General features: G+C 57.7%; 17 protein-coding genes. 12 read left to right on the top strand and 5 right to left on the bottom strand.

Features of this window, described 5'->3' with window-relative positions; all coding sequences use genetic code 11:
* Positions 1 to 677 precede the first annotated feature (677 nt).
* Both ACOYW0_RS20805 and ACOYW0_RS20810 read right to left on the bottom strand, forming a co-directional pair.
* Positions 678 to 2,423: an ASKHA domain-containing protein gene (locus tag ACOYW0_RS20805; protein ID WP_482415685.1), complete on the bottom strand. Its 1,746-nt coding sequence runs from the start codon at positions 2,421 to 2,423 to the stop codon at positions 678 to 680.
* A gap of 213 nt (positions 2,424 to 2,636) precedes the next feature.
* Positions 2,637 to 3,983 (bottom strand): uroporphyrinogen decarboxylase family protein, encoded by a 1,347-nt coding sequence (locus ACOYW0_RS20810; protein ID WP_482415686.1) that lies wholly within the window; start codon positions 3,981 to 3,983, stop codon positions 2,637 to 2,639.
* A gap of 1,076 nt (positions 3,984 to 5,059) precedes the next feature.
* Here ACOYW0_RS20810 and hisD point away from each other — a divergent pair.
* The 10 genes from hisD to ACOYW0_RS20860 all read left to right on the top strand — a co-directional run bounded on the left by hisD (position 5,060) and on the right by ACOYW0_RS20860 (position 15,594).
* Positions 5,060 to 6,370, top strand: a complete 1,311-nt coding sequence (hisD, locus tag ACOYW0_RS20815) for a histidinol dehydrogenase (protein WP_482415687.1) — start codon at positions 5,060 to 5,062, stop codon at positions 6,368 to 6,370.
* A gap of 93 nt (positions 6,371 to 6,463) precedes the next feature.
* On the top strand, positions 6,464 to 7,672 hold the full coding sequence (locus ACOYW0_RS20820; RefSeq protein ID WP_482415688.1) for a DegT/DnrJ/EryC1/StrS family aminotransferase: 1,209 nt from the start codon (positions 6,464 to 6,466) through the stop codon (positions 7,670 to 7,672).
* Positions 7,673 to 8,407: 735 nt separating this feature from the next.
* Positions 8,408 to 9,403 carry a TRAP transporter substrate-binding protein gene (locus tag ACOYW0_RS20825; RefSeq protein ID WP_482415689.1) on the top strand — a complete coding sequence of 332 codons (996 nt, stop codon included), beginning with the start codon at positions 8,408 to 8,410 and terminating at the stop codon, positions 9,401 to 9,403.
* 83 nt (positions 9,404 to 9,486) lie between these two features.
* On the top strand, positions 9,487 to 10,035 hold the full coding sequence (locus ACOYW0_RS20830; RefSeq protein WP_482415690.1) for a TRAP transporter small permease: 549 nt from the start codon (positions 9,487 to 9,489) through the stop codon (positions 10,033 to 10,035).
* 12 nt (positions 10,036 to 10,047) lie between these two features.
* Positions 10,048 to 11,331: a TRAP transporter large permease gene (locus ACOYW0_RS20835; RefSeq protein ID WP_482415691.1), complete on the top strand. Its 1,284-nt coding sequence runs from the start codon at positions 10,048 to 10,050 to the stop codon at positions 11,329 to 11,331.
* A gap of 117 nt (positions 11,332 to 11,448) precedes the next feature.
* Positions 11,449 to 11,829 (top strand): RidA family protein, encoded by a 381-nt coding sequence (locus tag ACOYW0_RS20840; RefSeq protein ID WP_180143332.1) that lies wholly within the window; start codon positions 11,449 to 11,451, stop codon positions 11,827 to 11,829.
* Between the two features lie 107 nt (positions 11,830 to 11,936).
* Positions 11,937 to 12,938 carry a D-cysteate sulfo-lyase gene (gene cuyA, locus ACOYW0_RS20845; RefSeq protein ID WP_482415692.1) on the top strand — a complete coding sequence of 334 codons (1,002 nt, stop codon included), beginning with the start codon at positions 11,937 to 11,939 and terminating at the stop codon, positions 12,936 to 12,938.
* 175 nt (positions 12,939 to 13,113) lie between these two features.
* Complete coding sequence (gene cuyB, locus ACOYW0_RS20850) at positions 13,114 to 13,866, top strand: cysteate racemase (protein WP_482415693.1); 753 nt, start codon at positions 13,114 to 13,116, stop codon at positions 13,864 to 13,866.
* A 255-nt stretch (positions 13,867 to 14,121) separates the two neighbouring features.
* Positions 14,122 to 14,757: a GntR family transcriptional regulator gene (locus tag ACOYW0_RS20855; protein WP_482418851.1), complete on the top strand. Its 636-nt coding sequence runs from the start codon at positions 14,122 to 14,124 to the stop codon at positions 14,755 to 14,757.
* Between the two features lie 213 nt (positions 14,758 to 14,970).
* Complete coding sequence (locus tag ACOYW0_RS20860; RefSeq protein ID WP_482415694.1) at positions 14,971 to 15,594, top strand: arylesterase; 624 nt, start codon at positions 14,971 to 14,973, stop codon at positions 15,592 to 15,594.
* Between the two features lie 112 nt (positions 15,595 to 15,706).
* On the opposite strand, the gene ACOYW0_RS20865 is transcribed toward ACOYW0_RS20860, so the two are convergent.
* Positions 15,707 to 16,108, bottom strand: coding sequence for a helix-turn-helix domain-containing protein (locus tag ACOYW0_RS20865; protein WP_482415695.1), 402 nt, complete (start codon positions 16,106 to 16,108; stop codon positions 15,707 to 15,709).
* 202 nt (positions 16,109 to 16,310) lie between these two features.
* On the opposite strand from ACOYW0_RS20865, the gene ACOYW0_RS20870 reads away from it, so the two are divergent.
* Positions 16,311 to 16,688 (top strand): DUF3179 domain-containing (seleno)protein, encoded by a 378-nt coding sequence (locus ACOYW0_RS20870; protein ID WP_482415696.1) that lies wholly within the window; start codon positions 16,311 to 16,313, stop codon positions 16,686 to 16,688.
* Positions 16,689 to 16,694: 6 nt separating this feature from the next.
* Complete coding sequence (locus tag ACOYW0_RS20875; RefSeq protein ID WP_482415697.1) at positions 16,695 to 16,946, top strand: DUF3179 domain-containing (seleno)protein; 252 nt, start codon at positions 16,695 to 16,697, stop codon at positions 16,944 to 16,946.
* A gap of 81 nt (positions 16,947 to 17,027) precedes the next feature.
* On the opposite strand, the gene ACOYW0_RS20880 is transcribed toward ACOYW0_RS20875, so the two are convergent.
* A complete protein-coding gene (locus ACOYW0_RS20880; protein ID WP_482415698.1) occupies positions 17,028 to 18,374 on the bottom strand; it encodes an alanine/glycine:cation symporter family protein in 1,347 nt (448 codons plus the stop codon).
* A 483-nt stretch (positions 18,375 to 18,857) separates the two neighbouring features.
* Positions 18,858 to 19,973, bottom strand: coding sequence for an alanine dehydrogenase (gene ald / locus ACOYW0_RS20885; protein WP_482415699.1), 1,116 nt, complete (start codon positions 19,971 to 19,973; stop codon positions 18,858 to 18,860).
* Positions 19,974 to 19,978 lie beyond the last annotated feature (5 nt).

A 19,978-nucleotide genomic window follows, 5' to 3' on the forward strand; every position in this document is an offset into this window, starting at 1 on the left:
GGCGTGCATCACGGGCAGTCTGGATGCATGAAAACGATTGTGAATCGAGGCGGCGTGCCAGCCGAACCTGACCATCAGCGCCTGCGTGCGCTGAATCTTCGTTGAGTGCGCCGCAGGCGAAAAGGCAGTTGCCGGGAGGTGAATGGCCCGGCGTCCTTCCTAAATGGATAGCTTGATAGTGAGCAATATCCGTACCAGGGGAACATTATTTGTCCTTCGTACGGGTGTGTCGGAGGGGGTGGGGCTTGACAGTTCCCGGAGCCGGTCATGGGAAGCGACAGTGAATATGAGTCAAAACAGGGTTTCGGGCGTAACGGGTCTCTTTGGCAGGATGGCGGGGAGTGCCTGGAAACATGCGTGTTTTCAATGGCCGCCCCCAGCCGTGGTTAAGGGCCGGTAATCCTTGATGTAGTAATTCTTCTACTATTTCGAAACGCCCCTAAGTTCTGTCGCGTGGCCGGAGATTCTCGGGGTGAGGAAACGTCGCAAATTCATGGTGCGGGAAGCGCCCTGCCGATTTTGTGTGCCGTTTTTTGTCGCGGGGGGCGTCGGGGTTCAGTGGCATGTGTCAGTCTGGGAAGGAAAGAAGAAACCCGGCCTCTGGGAAGGGGCCGGGTTTACTCAGCGGGTCGCTTTGGATGTGCATTGGAAGACGGGGGTGTGTGCACCGGGGGAACTTAATCCTCGATAAAGACCATGCGGTTCATGTACTCGCCGCTGAATCCCTTGTGGGCCGACAGCTCGATGTGGCGGGTGTTGCGGCGGATGGCATCGGCCGTCTCCACGGCCCTGGCTTCGGTGACATAACGGAGGGCACCGAAGGAGGCGGCGTTGCCCAGCACCGATATCTTGTTGAGAAGCCCGTGGGGAATCATGCCGATGCGTGCGGCGCTCTCCGGGTGGATGGCCGATCCGAAGCCGCCGGCCAGGTAGAGGGTGTCGATGTCGTCACAGGTGATGCCCGCCTCCTGCATGAGGATCTCGATGCCGGCCCGCAGCGCGGCCTTGGCCAGCTGGACCTCCCGGATGTCCTTCTGGGTGAGGGCCACCTCCGGGGTGAGGTGAAGGCGAATTTCGTTTTTCTCTCCGTCGATGCTTTCGGCCAGGGAGCCTGTTGCCTGGAGCCGTCCCGTGGGGTCCATGGCCCCTTCCTCCAGAAGCAGGGCGATGGCGTCGATGACGCCGGAGCCGCAGAGCCCTGTGGCTTTGCGGTCGTCAATGACGGTGAGGCCCACGCCCTCGTCGGTTTTGAACACCGAGTCGATGGCGCCGGGCTGGCCCGGCATGCCGCAGCTTAAGTTGGCGCCTTCAAAACAGGGCCCGGCCGCAGCGGAGCAGGCATAGCAGACGCCGTTTGCGTAAAGGACGGTCTCGGCGTTGGTACCGATGTCGGCCAGCAGGAAGGTCTCTTCCTTGCCAATGGCCCCGGTGGCCAGAAGCGAGGCGACAATGTCGGCACCGATGTAGGCGGAGACCCCCGGAAGAAGGAAGGCGCGCCCGTCCGAGAGGATGCCCAGGTCCCGGGCGGGCATGTGCATCCCGTTTAAGGTGGCGGGGATAAAGGGGGCCTTGCTGATGAACTCCGGGGAGATGCCGCAGAGCAGGTGCATCATGGTGGTGTTGCCGGCCAGGGCGATGAGGCTGACGTCCCTGACGCCGGCGGCGGAAAGAAGCCCTGCCAGTAGGGTGTTGAGTTGGTCGGTCACGGCGGCGGTGAGGGGTTCGGTGCCGTGCTCCATGCTGTACTGGATGCGGGTCATCACATCGGCGCCGAAGGGGGCCTGGGCGTTGTGGGAGCCGCTGACTCCCACGGTGCTTCCGGTGTTCAGGTCCACGAGCATGGCAGCAACCGTGGTGGTTCCGATATCCACGATGAGGCCCAGGTGGCTCTCTTCGTCGCTGATGCCCACCAGGGTCTCTCCGTGGAGGACGGCCTGCCCGGCGAATCCGTGGCGGCGAAGAAAATCAGGGAGCGTGCACAGCTGGGACAGGGGCAGGGCATGGTCCCCGGCGCCGGCGGCGGCCATGAGGCGGTCCAGGTCCGGGGACTGATCCAGGATGGCCGGGGCCTCTGCCCGGAACGGGCGCTTGGTCAAGACAGGCACATGGTCGTAGGTTTGCGTGCGAAAGCGGGTCAGGACTTTGAGGTTCTGGCGGTCCGCAACGGTGATGCGCATGCCCTCTTCGGGCCAGGTGTAGCAGGCAAGGCGAATACCGGCGTCCAACTCCATGGGCGTTAAAAGGCTTCGCTCTTCGTCCGTGGGGCTGGTGCTGCAGATGATCTTGCACTTTCCGCATTTGCCGATACCGCAAGGGGCCACGATGAGCCGGGCTTCCCGCAGGGCGGCGACGAGGGGTTTGTCTTTGGGGACCTCAAGGACGGTCTCTTTTTTGTCGTGGGAGACGGTGATGGTAACGGTCATGGTCGTATTCCTGGGGACACAAGGTCCTTGGGCGGGATTCTCGGTCGGAAACGGCCACGGTAGAGCAGGTGTGGGGCTTGGGATGGAGAATGCCCTTGCGTTGTGCGGGTGGTGCGGGCTTGGGTCTGCCCTGGTACGCCACACCCGTCGGTCGGTAAAACGAAACGTTCAAGAACGCCGCGGGGGCGCAGGGCCTCCCGCGGCGTGGTACGGTTACTTCATAGCTGCGTTGATTTCTGCGGTCAAGGTCTCACTGGTGGGAATCAGGGAGATGTGCTTGATTTCGCCGTGAACGAGCATGGCCGGTGCGTTGGCCAGGCCGATTTTGCTCATGAACGCCACGTTTTCAGGGTACATGATGGAGCGCTCCACCACCTTGACCTTGTCGCCGAAGGGGGCGGCGGCATCGTTGGCGGATGCCACCATGTACCCGCAGGCAGCACAGGTCTGGGAGTCGATGGTGACCACCTCGATGAGGACGTGGTCCAGGCTGTCGTAGTCGGGCAGCTCAACTTCCGGAAGTTCATCTTTTTTGATGTAGGTGGAAAGGGCCTTGCGTACCGCCTCTTTGTTGTGGACGGCCATGCCAACGCCCACGATGTTTTCCGGGGGCACGCCGAAGGGCATGTCGCAGCCCGGGGCGAGGATGAAGTCTTTGGTGCCCAGGGAGTCCATCAGGTCGATGGCGGCCTGCTGGTTGTCCTGCTGGGTGCCGAAGAGCATGGTGATGGTGAGCTGGAGGTTGCCGGAGATGAGGATGCCGTGCTCGTCGGTGACCTTTTTGGCTTCCACGATGTCCACGTTCTCGTCGATGGCAACCGCATCCGGGCGGGTCTTGCACATGGCCGGGATGTTCTTGGTGGCGTCACCGCAGACAAAGAAGCTTGAGGGGACCTGGCGCTCACGGGCCTTGGCAAAGAACGCGGTAAAGGGCTCGGTCAGGTACTGCTCAAAGGAGGCCGGAGAGATCTGGGAGACCAGGGGGTCCACGGCGCCGATGACATCACATCCCGCATCGATGAGAAAGCCTGCGTACTCGCTGACCACCTCTTCACAGTAGTTGATGAGCTCTTTCACCTTTTCGGGCTGGTCGTACATGTCCATGAAGATGTTGGTGCCGCGAAGGTGGGACGCCAGGGTGAAGGGGCCGCAGACCAGGCCGTAAAGGGCGATGTTGGGCTTGGCTTTCTTGAGGCGCCTGGTGGCCTCCATGATGATGGGGATGCGGCCGTCCTCTTTGGTCAGGCGTTGTGTGGGGACGGTAAAATCGTTTGCAAGGGGGTGGCTGCAGACCGTGGGGGGGGTGTTGGGGTACCACTTGAGGTCGCATCCGAGGATTTCGGCCTCTACCTGGAGGTCGAACATCACGGGCAGTCCGTCCGGTGCGTATTGCGCTTCGGCTTCCAGAAGGCATTCGACCAGTTTGTCGACATCTTTGAAAATTTCATCGGCAGCATACCCTTTGAGGTTTGCGATCTGGGCGCCTGTGTAAGGGACCCAGGGTGTGCGGGGAACCTCTTCGTGGTTGAGTGCTTTTAAGATAAGAGATTTGCCGTCCATACTACACCTCCTGAAATCTAAACGTGTTGGCTTTTTTGGTCACATCCGACGCCGATGGGCGGGCGGTTGAAAATGTTCCCTCGGCTCGTTTGACTAAGTTTATGAGTCTTTTTTCTGTGGCCGTCAAGTTCTTTTATGAAAAAAATCTAATAAAATGTTAAAACATTTTTTATAAAATATTTTACGCAAATCTTAAAGGGGTTGCGCGGTGCCTCGACGGTTTGTGGTGCTGGCGCTTAACTGAATATCTCCTTCTGAATATCTGTTCTTGTGGGCTCTCTGTCTACTCCTGTCGGTCGAATTGAGTACATGTGCCCGCCCCTTCGCTGGAATGGGGTAGGGGTGTTTCGAAATGTTCGAACAATTTCGAGGCCGGTGGGCCATGCCGCTGACGCTGTTTCATTCAAGGGGCCCCATGGTGGAGCCTCATGCGTGTACCCCACCGGAAGCGGCTATGGACCCGGGACGGCTTGGCTATCCGTCGATTCACCCTGAGGGCCCTTCTGGTGTCCGAGCCATTACTGTACCTCCGGGGAGGTGGCTCTTCCATGGTTCGCCTATTGGGATATTCAAAAAATGTGCCGAAAATCTCCGTAAACGTGGTCCAGCCCCTGGTGAAAGGTTGGGGAAATTCCTTTATGGTGGTATGTATATTATAATATGGGAAATCTTGAAATGTTTTTCGCAATATAGAAAGCAGGGTCGCTTATACCATTAAATATATGTGGTGGGTGGGCCATGTGGTATGATGTTCCTCTAGCGCTGTTGCTCCTGTGGGCAATGGGAGGTGGTCCGGAGCGGAAATGGAACGTGGATCGCTGTTTCGTGTTCGGACAGTCGCCGTACAGGGGAGGGAACGTTTCGCATGTCGGTAGCATCTGTCTGGATCTATTCTGGATATTTCGTTCTGAATTTGAAGCTGATCAAAATGTTTTAACGAAAGTTTAAAGAAATTTTTAAAAAGATTTTATAAAATCATTGACAATGTTCATCTGGACTGGCTAATTTACTCCATACCGACGGGAAATTTCTGACATCCAATATACAAAGCGATCTACTTACGGAGATTTTTTGCAATGGAGTACATTAAAAAAGCAGAACTCAGCTTTGAAGAAGTAAGCGACCAGAAGCGCGTCATCGTTGAAGGGATCCTCAAGGACATTGAGGCCCGCGGCGAAGAGGCGGTTCGCGAACTGGCCAAGAAATTCGACAACTGGGAAGGTGATTTCATCCTTTCCGAAGAGAAGAAGCAGGCCCTCATCGCCCAGGTTCCCCAGCGTGTTAAGGACGACCTCAAGTTTGCCTACGATCAGGTGTTTGGCTTTGCCCAGGCCCAGCGTGAGAGCATCGTTGAGTTCGAGAAAGAGACCCTCGAAGGCGTTCGCCTCGGCCAGAAGGTCATCCCCATGGAAGTGGCCGGTTGCTACGTTCCCGGCGGTCGTTTCGCCCACGCCTGCTCCGCCATCATGAGTGTGGCCACTGCCAAGGCTGCCGGCGTCAAAACCGTTGTTGCCTGCTCCCCCCCCCGTGGTGAGAGCATCGCTCCTGCCGTTGTTTACGCCATGGAACTTGCCGGCGCTGATATCATCATCGAGATGGGTGGTGTTCAGGCCATTGCCACCATGGCCTTCGGTCTCTTCAGCGGCAAGCCCGCAAACATCCTCGTAGGCCCCGGCAACGCCTTTGTTGCTGAAGCCAAAGCCATTCTGGCCGGTACCGGCCGCTGCGCCATCGACGTTTTCGCCGGCCCCACCGAGTCCTCAGTGATCGCCGACAAGACCGCCGATCCCATGACCGTAGCCATCGACCTGGTTTCCCAGGCAGAGCACGGCCTCGACTCTCCCGTATGGCTCCACACCGACTGCCGCGAGCTGGCCGAGAAGGTCAACGAGCTGATGCCCAAAGTCATCGCCGACATGCCCGATCCCGACACCCCCGCCACCTCCTGGAGGGATTTCGGTGAGATCGTTCTCTGCGAAGACCGTGAAGAGGTTGCCAAAGTCAGCGATCAGTACGCTTCCGAGCACGTACAGGTCATGGCCGAAGACCTCGACTGGTGGACCCAGCGTCTCACCAACTACGGTTCACTCTTCCTCGGCGAAGGTTCCACCGTACCCCAGGGTGACAAGTGCTCCGGCACCAACCACATCCTTCCCACCAAGAAGGCCGGTTACATGTCCGGTGGCCTGAACGTACACAAGTTCCTGAAGATCATGACCTACCAGGAGATCAAGCCCGAGGCCAACAAGGTCGTCAGCGGTGCTGCTTCCCGTCTCTCCCGCGTGGAGGGCATGGAAGGCCACGCCCGCGCCTGCGACTGGCGTCTGCGCAAGTTCTTCCCCAACGAAGAGTGGGACTTTGAAGTGTACAACCAGACCAAGTACTAAGGTCTGTTCGGCTTTGAGCCGATGGTAGACGATATGGGGCGGGGAGCGTTGGCTCGCTTCCCGCCCCTGATTTTGAGATATTCAGGAGGTCGCATGGGAAACGCATCCGTCAAACGGTTTACCAAGGAATTTACTCAGCAGGAACCCATCAGTGAAGCGTCCATTGAACGTGCCGTGGAGATCATGCGCACGGGCAAGCTTCACCGTTACAATGTCAGCGCCGGTGAGAAGGGCGAAGCCGCTCTTCTTGAAGAGGAGTTTGCAGCCTATATGGGCGCAAAGTACTGCCTCTCCTGCGCCTCATGCGGCATGGCCATGTACCTCGCATTGAAAAGCGTTGGGGTTGAGCCCGGAGACAAGATCCTCTGCAACGCTTACACCCTGGCTCCGGTTCCCGGCGCCATCCACAACGCCGGTGCCGAAATCGTTCTTGTCGAGATCACCGACGACTACACCATTGACCTGGTGGACCTGGAGAAGAAAGCGGCAGACCCCGATGTGAAATGGTTCCTCATCTCTCACATGCGCGGTCACCTTACCGATATGGATCGCCTGATGGAGATCTGTGAAAAGCACGGGCTTGTCCTCATCGAGGACTGCGCTCACACCATGGGAGCGTACTGGGACGGCAAGAAGTCCGGCTCCTTCGGCAAGGTGGGCTGCTTCAGCACCCAGACCTACAAGCACATGAACTCCGGGGAAGGCGGCCTGTTGACCACCGACGATCCCGATGTCATTGCCCGCGCCATCATCCATTCCGGTTCTTACATGCTCTACGAGAAGCACACCTCACGTCCCGGCATGGAAGTGTTCGAAAAGGTCAAAAAGCTTACCCCCAACTATTCAAGCCGCATGGACAACCTTCGGGCCTCCCTCCTTCGTTTTCAGCTTCGCGACCTGGACAACCAGTGCAAACGCTGGAACGAGAGGTATCAGGTCCTTGAAGAGGGATTCAATTCAATCCCCGGGATGACCTGCCCCAAGCGTCCTGAAAAAGAGACCTACGTAGGAAGCTCCATTCAGTTTTCCCTTGTGGGACAGGACGAGACCACCATCCGCAACTTCCTTGCAGCTGCCCTGAAACGCGGCGTGGAATTGAAGTGGTTCGGTGATTCCGAGCCCGTCGGATTTACCAGCGCCTACGGGAGCTGGAAATACTTCGGCAATCTTCCGGAACTCAAAGAGACCAACCGCGTTCTCGCTGTTATGTGCGATATGCGGGTACCCCTGACCTTTGACCTGGACGACTGTCGGCTGATTGTAGAGATTCTTCGGGATGTTGCCGAAGAGACCCTCTCTTAGATCAGCAGTGTGGGACAGGAAGGGCTCCCCCCTTCGCCCCTCCTGTCCTAATTTGTTTTTGATTGAAAAGGGTGGATGCGTGATCCTTGCTCGATTGGGTGTCTGAGGATCCGGTGATTGAGTTTTTTGCATGCTGATGCGGACATGTGGGGCCCGGTAAGGGTCACACGGCGTTCCCCTGGATTTGAGGGGCAGCGAAACCGCCTCAGCTTAACATAGGGTACCGTCCACGTTTTTGCCGCCCGGCCCCGAAGTCAGTGGCCAGGCCGGCAGAGACCATGGCGATGGCGCAAACGCCATATGAGACGGCACCTGTCATGCGGCAGCATCATGGTTGATGATGTCTCGATCCGCAGCACGGGTCGAGGGCAGCATGAAAAAAGAAAACGGTCTTTCCACAAGGGGAGGGCCGTGCAGGCGAAGTTGGAATGGGTTGTTTCCCGTCTCCGTTTTTAAGGGCACTGCGTGATTCACCACAGCATGCACAGCCCACGGCGTAAAAAAACGGTAACAAAACGCTTGCCAGCTGAGACTCAGCATGTCACGTTTTGCGTGCGGGGGTGGCCCGCATGCGAAGATGTCCCCTGGCAACAGGGGACCCGTCTCCTTCATTGGGGTCCAGGGACCGGATTACTCTATATGTGTCAAATGTATACATTTGATATGTGTAACTTGAGCTCCGGCCTCCAGGGAAGGGTGGCGGAACCTTTGACACAACGAAGTTAGGAGGAAGTGATGTTCAGGAAATTATGTATCACCGCCATCGCAGTTCTCGCCATGGTGATGACCGTTCAGGGTGCATCCGCCAAGCAGATTTTCCGAGTAGGGATGGGCGATGCCATTGAATCCGATCAGGGCGCTATGGCTAAGCAGTTCAAGTGGATTGTCGAGTCCCTTTCCAACGGTGAAATCGAAGTTCAGCTGTTCCCCAACGGTGCGCTTGGAACCGAGACCGAGATGCTCCAGAACTCTCGTCGCGGTACCCTTGACATGGCGTTCATCGGTGTGGGCAACGCTGTGCCTTTCGTGAAGCAGCTCGGTACCCTCACCATGCCCTACCTTATCGAAAGCCACTACGATGCCATCCAGGCAACCACCGGCGGCCTCGGTGCTCACTGGAACGAACTGGCTATTAAAAAAGGTGGTTTCCGTATCTTGGGTTGGACCTACTCCAACTTCCGCTACATCACCAACTCCAAGCGTCCCGTTAAGAAGCTTGCTGATGTGAAGGGCCTCAAGATCAGGATCCCCCAGAACAAAATCATCATGGCAACCCTCAAGTCCTGGGACGCAAACCCCGTTCCCATGGCTTGGTCTGAGACCTTCACCGGCCTTCAGCAGGGTGTAGTCGACGGTCAGGAAAACCCCTACATCGTAAACTACACCACCAAGTTCCATGAAGTTCAGGACTACCTGACCGAAGTACACTACCAGTACTCTCTGCAGCCCCTCATCGTGGGTGAGCGTTCCTGGAAGAAGTACGACGAGAAGACCCGTGCACTCCTCACCCGTGCAGGTATCGAAGCGCAGCAGTACTGCATCGCTTTCCAGATCCTCGAAGCTGAGCATGCCAAGCAGGGCATGATCAAGGGTGGTGTTGAAGTCAGCACTCTCGAAGACGAAGCCGAGTGGAAAAAACTGGCCATCGAAAAAGTATGGCCTGAGTACTACGACTTCATCGGTGGCAAAGAGAACGTCGACCTGGTTCTCAAGGCTCTCGGTAAGCAGTAGTAACTGATTAGAAAAGGCGGCAAAAGGGACTCTACTATCCCTTTTGCCGCCCGGAGCTCAACCGGGTGAGGAGATGAAGCCCCATGTTTGCAAAGCGCTTGCTTAAATTTTTAGATAATATTGAAAGCTATATATGCCAGATTTTGCTTAGCTTCTTTGTTGTCATTCTTTTTCTTCAGATCGCACTTCGAGTCTGTTTCAACTACGTTATTCCCTGGAGTGAAGAGATTTCCCGATTTGCGTTTGTCTGGTTCGTCTTTTTCGGCGCAGCCTATGCAGCTCGACTGGCAGCTCACAACCGCGTGATGATTCAGTTCAAGCTGCTTCCCAAGGTGGTGCAGGACATCGCCATGGTGGTGACAGACCTGATCTGGATTTGTTTCAACGTGGTGATGATCAAAAAGAGTATCGAGGTCATTCGAGATCTGACCGAGTTTCCCTTTCATTCTCCCGCCCTTGAATGGTCCATGGCCTATGTCTACTGGATTTTCCCCATCAGTTTTGCCCTGATGACCATTCGAATCATCCAGGTGGACATCATGAAATACATTCTCAAAATCGAAATCAAGGATGTTGATTCCGTGGATCTTGAAGAAACCCAAAAAATGCTCTCTGAAGCAGAAAAGTCTTAGGAGGAAAAGGACATGTCGGCTGCAGGTATTCTGTTCATTTCTTTCGCTGCTCTGCTTTTTATGGGCGCGCCCATCATGGTGTCACTCGGCGTGGCAGCCATGGCGGCTTTCTTTACGGTGGGGCAGGACCTTTCTACCCTCGTACAGGTTGCATTTTCTTCGGTTAACCAGTTCCCCATCATGGCCCTTCCGGCCTTTGTGCTCTCCGGAGCGCTGATGGAGAGTGCGGGCATCTCACGTCGACTCGTGAAGGTGGCCGAGTCCATGGTCGGGTCCCTTGACAGTGGCCTTGCCATCTCCACCACGTTGGCCTGTATCTTCTTCGGTGCGATTTCCGGCTCCGGCCCTGCAACGACAGCGGCTGTGGGCATGCTCATGATTCCGGCCATGATCAAGCGCGGGTACGATCCCGGCTACGCATCGGCTGCAACCGCCGCATCCGGCGGTGTGGGCATCATCATTCCCCCCAGTATCCCCATGGTTATCTATGGCGTTACTGCCCAGGAATCCATTACCGAGATGTTCATGGCGGGCGTTGTTCCCGGCCTCCTCATCTCCGTGGGCCTCATCATCGTTCATGTGTTCCGCTGCCGCGGCAAAGGGTACGGCCAGGGCATGCCCAGCCTCTCTATGAAGCACGTTGGCAAGACCATGAAAGAGGGCTTCTGGTCCATCCTGGCGCCCGTGGTTATTCTCGGCGGCATCTACTCCGGTATGTTTACCCCCACCGAGTCAGCCATTGTGGCCATCTTCTACACGCTTTTCGTGGGCATCTTCATCTACAAGGAGCTCACCATCAAAGGACTCATGGAGTCCCTTGAGACCACCAGCTGGCTTACCGGTCGAGTGCTTGTGATCATGTTCACCGCTTACGCCTTCGGTCGCCTCCTGGTTCAGTACCGAATTCCCGACATGATTGCCGAGCTGCTGCTCTCCGTGACCTCCGACGTCCATGTTATCTGGCTGTTGGTTGTTCTCTTCCTCCTCTTCATGGGGATGTTCATGGAGACCCTGGCCATCATCATGCTGGTAACACCTGTTCTTCTGCCCATCATGACCGGCCTCGGCGTGGATCCCATCCACTTCGGTATCGTTCTGGTCTGCTGCTGCGGCGTTGGTTTCTCCACACCGCCTCTGGGAGAGAACATGTTCATCGCCTCCGGTATCGGCGGGGTGACACTGGAAGAGATCTCGGTGAAGGCTCTTCCCTTCTGCGCCATTACCATCGGTGTGATTCTCATCATGGCTTACTGCCCCAGCATCGTGATGTGGCTGCCCCGGGCCATGGGATTCTAATCCACCGGGCCTTTTCTTTGATAACACGCGCCGACTCGGTCGGCGCCTATATATAACGTGCAACCAAAACGTGTTCACGCGGCTTTAGCGGAACAACGTACAACATGGAGTGAACCCATGAGCAAAAAAGCAATTCATACGGACAATGCGCCCGCCGCAGTCGGTCCCTATTCCCAGGCAGTGGTTGCCGGTGGACTTCTCTTTACTTCCGGCCAGCTTCCCATCGACCCTGCCACCGGCAAAATGCCCGAAGGATCCATCGAAGCGCGCGCCCATGCTTCTTTCAAGAACCTGGCCGCCATCGCTGAAGAAGCCGGCACCACCCTTGCCAAGACCGTGAAGACCACCGTCTACCTGGCAAACATCGCTGATTTCCAGGCGGTAAACGCCGTCTACGCCGAGTACTTCCCCGAGCCCTTCCCCGCTCGCAGCGCCTTCCAGGTTGCTGCGCTGCCCTTGGGCGCCGATATCGAAGTCGAAGCGATCATCGCACTGTAAAAAGAAAAAGAGTTTCGGGCGACGATGGTGTTCATCTCGCCCGACTGACGGACCTTGCAGATAGATCCGGTAAATATTCATTACTTATTAGTAAGGACTAAACGAAAATGAATTTCACTAAATTTCCCCGTCGTGGTTACCTCCAGGGTCAGACTCCCATTGAGCCCATGAAAAACCTCAGCAAAGCCCTCGGCGGCAAAGTGAACCTTTTCGTCAAGCGTGACGACCTGCTCCCCGGTGCTTCCGGCGGCAACAAGACCCGTAAGCTTGACTTCTGCATTGCCGACGCTCTGGAAAAGGGTGCTGACACCATCATTACCTGTGGTGCCATCCAGTCCAACCACTGCCGTCTGACTGCTTCCTGGGCCGCCAAAGAAGGCCTCGAGTGCCACCTCGTCCTCGAAGAGCGCGTTAAAGGTACTTACAAAGAAGACGGCAGCGGCAACAACTTCCTCTTCGAACTCCTTGGCGTTAAAACCAAGCGTGTTGTTGAGGGTGGTTCCGACATGATGGCTGAGATGGAAAAAACCGCAGCCGAGCTCAAAGCTGCCGGTAAAAAACCCTACATCGTCCCCGGCGGTGCTTCCAACGCCATCGGCGCCCTGGGTTATGCCGCATGTGCCGAAGAGATGATGGACCAGCTCAACACCATGGGCCTTACGATCGACCACGTGGTTGTTCCCTCCGGCTCCGCTGGTACCCACGCTGGTATGGTTGTCGGTATGACCGGCACCAACGCCAACATCCCCGTTTCCGGTATTGACGTATCCAAGCCTGCAGCCGATCAGGAGCCTGGTGTTTACAAGCTGGCTCAGGAAACTGCTGAGCTGCTGGGCATCAAAGGCGGCATTGAGCGTGACGCCGTTAAGTGCTACGGCGAGTACGTTGGCCCCGGCTACTCCGTACCCTCCGATGCCATGGTAGAAGCAGTGAAGCTCTTCGCTGCCGAGGAAGCCATCCTCCTCGACCCCGTCTACACCGGTAAAGTTGCCGCAGGTCTCATTGACCTCGTACGCAAAGGCGCCTTCCCCGAAGGTTCCAACGTGCTGTTCCTGCACACCGGCGGTTCCCCCGCCCTCTACGCATACCTCGACACGTTTCGTGCGTAGCGTGTTAGGATGACCACTGTTCCGTAACGGATCAGTGTGCAGCCTGTGCTTTTCCTGCCGGGGCGGCTTTGGGCCGTCCCGGCATTTCGTTTATGGGGCTTTGGTTTGTATGGGAGACCATACGACGTGATGCCGGATGGCTGCCAAGCGGCCGATCCGGTCTTTGGGAGACAAGATGGAAAAAACGTGTCAGCAGCCCGGAGCGGAGAAAATTCCGGGAATCCTGGGAGGCATGGGGCCTGAAGCGACGGTTGACCTGATGCAGCGCATCATCGCCCTGACCCCTGCTTTGGATGATGTCGATCACCTGCGATGCATCGTGGACAACAACCCCAAGGTGCCTTCACGCATGAAGGCCATCATCGACGGGGACGGGGAAGATCCCGGTCCCTGCATGGCCGACATGGGCAAGCGCCTCGAAGCCTGGGGAGCCGATTTTCTCGTGATCCCCTGCAACACGGCTCACCATTATTATTACAATGTGGCCGATGCGGTCTCTATTCCCGTGGTCCATCTCGTGGACCTTGTGGTGGAGACGGTGGTGACCAACAACCCCGGTATCAAAAAGGCGGGGGTCCTTGCCTCCACGGCCGTTTTGATCACGAAACTCTACGAGACCCGCTTTGCCGCGCGTGGCGTGGACGTGGTTTACCCCGACGCACCGGTCCAGGATCAGCTCCTGGGGGTGATCCGTCGTGTCAAGGCCGGTGAGACCGGCGACAAAGTCCGGCAGGACTTTTCGGACATCTGTGCCCACCTGGCATCCAAGGGCGCTGAGGTCGGAATTCTCGGATGCACGGAACTGGGCATCATCGGCGGGGGCGAGCTGCCCATTCGCAGCGTGGATGCAGCCGATGTCCTTGCCCGGGAGATTGTGGCCGTTGCCCGTGAGGGGAAGATGCCCCACACCGAGTTATCCGCACCTTGACAAAGAGGGCTGTACGAAATAAACAAGGGTGTGTTAAAAAGGAGAGTTTGACGCAATCTATCTTGCCCTTGCGACCCTTTCTCACACCCTTGTCGTTTGCCGCGTTACCAGCGGCGGGGTAATATGCTCCCTGGGGAGTAACCCATTTTTTCCGGGCCGCCTGTTCCGGGCAGGACCCTTTTTTGTTTTACTTACGTCGCGTATTTAAGATTCCGACTGGCAGGAGAAAAGACTTTGGACAACAATGTATCTTCGATGAAGTCCCTTGTGGCTTATGAAAAGATTCGTGATATGATTCTTACGGGTGTGAAGTTGCCCGGCACCCGGCTCGTGCTGTCGGACCTTGAAACGGAGTTGGGCATCGGCAGAGGGCCCATCCGGGAAGCCCTGATGCGCCTTGACCGATCTGGTCTGGTGAAGAACATTCCCTACAAGGGCGCCGTGGTGGCCAGCCCGCCTTCGCGCAAAGAGATTTCCATTATCTTCGACATGCGCGTGGACCTGGAATCCCAGCTCGCCGTGGAGGCGATGCACAACATCACCCCCGAAAAGATCGCCGAACTCGAAGAACTCCACAGCCGCATGGCCAGTGTGGACGCGGATTTTTACACCCTGGATCGCGAGTTTCACAAGACCATCTACGAGGCGTCCAATCTTCCCCACCTCTGCTCCATCGTGTACAAGCTCATCGAATCCGTGGAGACTTTTCTCAATCTTTACCGCCAGGAGATCACCGACTGCCACAAGTTCTCTTTCGAGCATGGCCAGATCCTTGCGGCCATTAAGGCCAAGGATGAGGAGCAGGTTCGTTCCGTGCTCCAGAGCAACATCCGAAGCGGCCTTGAGGTAGTGGAACGCTCTTTTTCCCGTCTCATTCGAAAGCCGGTATAACCAGTCTTCCCGGGTGCGCCTGACGTGCGTCCGGTTTTTATCGGCTGCTGCCGCTCCTGCACGTTACGCTATGGCAATGGCGGCACCGACCGGACCATTGGAATGTTTTTTGCCGTTGCTGTCTGCTGAACCGTTGCTTCTTAAGTTGGCAGACCTTCCTTTGAAAGATGTGCTGAACGGGTTGCCCTGGGGCAGCCCTGATTGGGGGCGGCCATGAGCAAACGCATCCTCTTCATTGCCATCGTGCTGGTTCTTGTTGTCGCTGTCTGGTCTCTCCGCAGGCCGGGCACGCACCGGTCTGTCCGCAACGCCCCTCCCATCCATTCCACCATCGTGGCCTTCGGCGACAGCCTCACCTCCGGGGTCGGCGCCGGGCAAGGCGGCTCCTACCCTGACCAGCTTTCAGCACGTATCGGACGGGAGGTCATCAACCTGGGGGTCCCCGGGGAGACGACCCGAAGCGCCATGGCACGGCTTGATGATGTGCTGGGGTACGAACCCGGCATCGTGCTTATCACCCTTGGGGGCAATGACCTGAAAAACGGGGTGGACAGGGATCAGGCCTTTCAAAACCTGGCGTCCATCATCGGGGTGCTCCAAGAGAGCGGGGCCATGGTGATCCTGGGAGGCATCGACATCCCTTTCTGGGGGCGCGACTTTGGCGCGGGGTACCGGGAGACAGCCGACGCCATGGGGGCGGTGCTGGTGCCCGACATCTTCGAGGGTATTCTGGGCAAGCCAGGCCTCATGAGCGACAGGATTCACCCCAACGACAAGGGGTACGGCATCATGGCAGACCACTTTTTTAAGGCACTCAAGCCTTATCTTACCCGGTAAGTTTTCCACTTACGCGACGACAGCCATTGAGCCCTTGACCTTATATCTTCCATTTTTTATCCCTTAGCCCTTAGCCCTTAGCCCTTAGCCCTTAGCCCTTAGCCCTTAGCCCTTAGCCCTTAGCCCCTTTCCTTCTCCGCTTTTTCCCCCAGTTTCCTTTAACCCGCTTTCCTTTTGCCATTTCTATCTGCTCTTCCAGGGGGACGGTGCGGTCGTGCTGTTTAGCGATATCGTAGCCTTCCTGGGTCAGGTACGAGGCATACCCCATGGTGTCGTGGTCGGTAATGCCCAGGGTGGACAGTCGCTTCAGGGCCACGGCCACCGCAGCCTTGCCCAGGCCCAGGGCTTCTGCCAGGTCCTTGTTTTCGACGATTCCCGGTGGCCCGTTCCGGTCCCAGGCAAGGGCCAGGTGCCCCAGGACCTCCCATTGCACCACCCGTCCTTCGTCCTCCAGCATGGCGGCGAGGCTGCGGACCTTGGCTTCCAGCTCTTCGTATGTGGGTTTGTTTTCCATGGTTTCAGTGTATCACAGGAGGCAGGGGCGTTTCCTGGCTGTTTTTCAGGTTAAGATGGCAGCCTCCGGCGGCCCTGCCGGGGGCAACTTATTTTTTGAATGCATTGGCCCTGATAAGCTTTGCCCTCAGGTGACCGGGCAGGGTACCCCATGGTATACTGGGCGTATCATGCGCCCGGAATTGGGCAAAGGGAGGCTTTCAATGAACATCAGATGGAAACGAGTATGGGCCTTTGTGCTGGCCCTGGTTATATGGAGTGCCCCGGCATGGGCGGCCCAGGTGGAGCGCAGGGGAGACCGTGTGTGGATCGTGGACCGCCTGGGCGACCGGTGGGAGGTGACCCACGCCGAGACCCTGGGCTTTGAGCCGGAGAAGTTCCAATACGGCATCGGAAAGGATGCCATCGTTCCCCTGGATGAGAGGGCTTTCTCCTCGGCACCGGCTGATGTCCGGGACCGGGAGAGGGTCATCGGGTTTGGTTCGGATGAGGAGGCCCGGGCTGTTTCGGTGAGGATCCTGGCGCGCCATGAGATCCTGAATACCAGACTGAAAGACGTCTGGGTTGCGGCGGCATACTGACCGCTCGTGGACCTGTCGGCTGTGTACAGCCGAGAACTGAACGGAGAGCCCCTGACCCTTGCCCCTTCGGGGTGGACCTATGGGGATACCTTTGTTCTCTATGACAAGGAGAGCGGCAGCCTGTGGTACCCCGACGGAAAGGGGCTCCTGGCCATTGACGGGCCCCATGCCGGAAAACGGCTCCCGGAGATTGGCCATGAGGACACCTCGTGGTACCTGTGGGAAAAGGCCCACCCCAAGACCCGGATCGCCGATTGAGGCGAACGGCGTGGTCGGACGGAATAAAAACCCGTCCCCTGAGACAGGGGGCGGGTTTTTTCGTGTCAGTGCCCTTAAGGGCTACTTCCTGTAATGGTTGTCGAAGTAGTCCCGGGTTTCGCTGATGATGACGGGGGTCAGTGCCAGAAGGGCGATGAGGTTGGGGAAGGCCATGAGGCCGTTGAAGATGTCGGCCAGGGTCCATACCAGGTCGAGCTTCAGGGTGGCCCCGATGCCCACGAAGATCACGAAGATCACGCGGTAGGGCATGATGGCTTTTTCCCCGAGCAGGTATTCAATGGATTTTTCACCGTAATAGCACCAGCCGAGGATGGTGGAGTAGGCAAAGAGGATGAGGCCGATGGTGACGATGAGGCCCCCGCCGGGCAGGGCGCCCTGAAAGGCGAAGGTGGTGAGCTCGGCGCCGTTTTTGCCGCTGGACCAGGTGCCGGTGATGATCAGGACCAGGCCGGTCATGGAGCAGACGATGATGGTGTCGATGAAGGTCTGGGTCATGGAGACCAGGGCCTGGGTGACTGAGTGCTTGGTCTGGGCTGCGGCGGCTGCGATGGGCGCGCTGCCGAGGCCGGATTCGTTGGAGAAGACCCCGCGGGCAACGCCCATGCGGATGGCCAGCATGACGCCCGCGCCGAGGAACCCGCCGGTGGCGGCGGTGGGGTTGAAGGCCTGGGTGATGATCAGGGTCAGGGCCGAGGGGATTGCCTTGGCGTTGAGGATGAGGATAACAAGGGAGCCGACAATGTAGAAGACGATCATGATGGGAACCAGCACGCTGGTGACCTTGCCGATGCTCTTGATGCCGCCGATGACCACAAGGCCCACGAAGATCATGAGGATAACGCCGGTGACGCCTACGGGGATGTTAAAGGTGGCGTGTACCGCATCGGCCACGGAGTTGGACTGAACCATGTTGCCGATGCCGAAGGCTGCAATGGAGGCGAACAGGGCAAAAAGAACCCCCATCCAATTCCATCCGAGGCCGTTGGCGATGTAGTACATGGGGCCGCCGCACATGTTGCCGTTTTCATCCTTTTCACGGTACTTCACGGCGAGAACGGCCTCCGCGTATTTGGTGGCCATGCCCACCAGGCCGGTGACCCACATCCAGAACATGGCGCCGGGGCCACCCACGGCGATGGCCGTGGCCACACCCGCGATGTTACCGGTGCCCACTGTGGCGGAGAGTGCCGTCATCAGGGCCTGGAAATGGGAGATGTCACCGTCGCCTTCATCTCCTTCTTCCCTGCGCTTGACAAGGGCCAGGTAGAGGGAGTGAAGCAGGGTGGTGAACTGAATTCCCCGAAGGGAGATGGTCAGCCACAGCCCTGTGCCCACGAGCAGGACAAGCAGGGGGACGCCCCAGATAATGCTATCGATTTTGTTCAGTAACTCGATAAAGTTCTCCATAAAATTCCTCCAGTGGTGGTGTGAGATTGCCTATATGCACCGGGCGGTGCCTCCCGTCCGGGATATATGGTGCCTTAGCCATGGCGGCTTCACAACCCGCAGAAAGAAAAAGAAGTTATCGGAAGGCCGGGTGCCGGAGCGTTAACTTCTCGCATGGAATAGAGAAATGAAATATGTGAGGTGGGCGGGCGGAGAGCCTGTCGTCTCCATATGAGAAAGAACTGTGTTGCGGCGATGTTCTTAAGGGAAACGGAAGTTAGTAGACCATGAATTGAAAAAATAATCAATATCCGCTTTTAAATATGGATAAAATTGCCGATGGGGGGGCGGCCAGGCAGGTGGCTGGTTTGTCTTTGTGAGCAAGTCGGGTGCGCTGACTCGCATGACGATATGCTCGCTTCGGGTAGAGCCCGGTATGCCCCAGGGGCGGGCCCCCTGTGGGGGGGGCCGGCCCTGGGGTCTGGTGGGGGGGATGTCGGTTGGTTATTTCAGGAGGTCATCGGCCGGGGTGTACGCCAGCCCAAAGGCGTCGGAGACCCCTTTGTACGTGATTTTGCCCTCGGCCATGTTAAGCCCGAGCTTGATGCCGTCGTTGTCCCTGCACGCCTGTTTCCAGCCTTTGTTTGCGATTTCCACCGCGTAGGGCAGGGTGGCGTTGGTCAGGGCGATGGTGCTGGTGATGGGAACAGCTCCGGGCATATTGGCCACGCAGTAATGGATGATGCCGTCCACCTCGTAGATGGGGTTGCCGTGGGTGGTGGGTTTGGAGGTTTCGAAGCATCCGCCCTGGTCGATGGCCACGTCCACGATGACGGCTCCGGGTTTCATGGTGCCGAGCATCTCACGGGTGATGAGCTTGGGCGCCTTGGCCCCGGGAATGAGGACGGCTCCCACCACCACGTCCGCCTCGCGGATCAGTTCACGCACCGTTGCCGGAGAGCTCATCATGGGGAAGCAGTTTTTGGGCATCACCTCGCCCAGATGGCGGAGGCGGTCCAGGTTCATGTCCAGCAGGTAGACCTTGGCACCGAGTCCGCAGGCCATCTGGGCTGCGTTGGTGCCCACGATCCCCCCGCCGATGACCACCACCGTTGCCGGGGGCACGCCCGTGACCCCGCCCAGGAGGATCCCCCGTCCCCCATGGACCCGCTCCAGGTACTTGGCAGCCTCCTGGACGGACATGCGTCCCGCCACCTCGCTCATGGGGGTGAGAAGGGGCAGCCCCCCCGAGGTGTCTTCGATGGTTTCGTACGCGATGGCGACGGAATCTGTTTTGAGAAAGTCCCGTGTGAGCCCCTCGTCGGCGGCAAAGTGCATGTAGGTGAAGACGATCTGACCTTTTTTCACCATGGCGTATTCGGACGGCTGGGGCTCCTTGACGTGCATGACCATGTCGGACCGGCTGAAGACTTCGGCCGGGGTGGCGACGATCTCCGCCCCGGCTTCCACATACATGGCATCGGAAAAGCCGCTGCCCACGCCGGCGCTTTGTTCCACGAGCAGGGTGTGCCCGTTGGCGGTCATCACTTCAACCCCGGAGGGGGTCATGGCGACACGATTTTCCTCTGACTTGATCTCTTTGAGGATACCTACGATCATTGAAA

This window comes from Desulfoluna sp. HI9BLuna (assembly GCF_056829775.1).